This window comes from Vibrio sp. 10N.222.46.A1 (assembly GCF_041473595.1).
GTDB classification, from domain to species: domain Bacteria; phylum Pseudomonadota; class Gammaproteobacteria; order Enterobacterales; family Vibrionaceae; genus Vibrio; species Vibrio tasmaniensis_A.
This window is the reverse complement of record NZ_JBFRSN010001513.1, coordinates 1-537: the sequence shown is the minus strand read 5'-3', so window position 1 is coordinate 537 and position 537 is coordinate 1. Positions and strand designations below refer to the sequence as shown.

At 46.9% G+C, this 537-nt stretch carries 1 protein-coding gene and 1 pseudogene; both read left to right on the top strand.

The window, feature by feature from the left end; all coding sequences use genetic code 11:
• Positions 1-145 (top strand): annotated as a pseudogene (locus AB4496_RS27750) (thiaminase II); the annotation flags it as partial.
• A 29-nt stretch (positions 146-174) separates the two neighbouring features.
• The coding region (locus AB4496_RS27745) for a hydroxyethylthiazole kinase (RefSeq protein WP_372133230.1) at positions 175-537 on the top strand (363 nt) is incomplete at its 3' end.

Genomic DNA, 537 nt, shown 5'->3' with positions numbered 1-537 from the left:
ATACTTCAATCAACTGCTTGCTGAAATTGATATCAACAGCGAGCGTGGTCAGAACATCGTTCATATCTTCAAAACCGCAACGCGTATGGAAGTGGCTTTTTGGCAACAAGGTCTGAATGCACTTAATGACTCAACCGCGGCTTAAAAGCGACTTTCACGAATAAGGATTAATCCATGCTAACTGAACAAATTATCCAATCGTTGCGCGCAGTACGAGAGCAAAAACCGTTGGTTGTGAACATCACCAACTACGTCGTGATGAACAATACGGCCAATGCGTTATTGGCGATTGGCGCTTCGCCTATTATGGCGCACTCACAGCAAGAGCTGGCAGAGATGATGTCTTTCTCTGGCGCGCTTGTGATCAACATTGGCACGCTCGACAGTGTTTGGACGCCAAGAATGTGTTTTGCTGTTGAACAAGCGAATGCGAACAACAAAGTCGTGGTTCTTGACCCTGTGGGTTGTGGCGCAAGTACGCTGCGTACCGAGACTTCTCGTGAAATTGCACGCTTAGCTGACAAGTTGATCATTCGT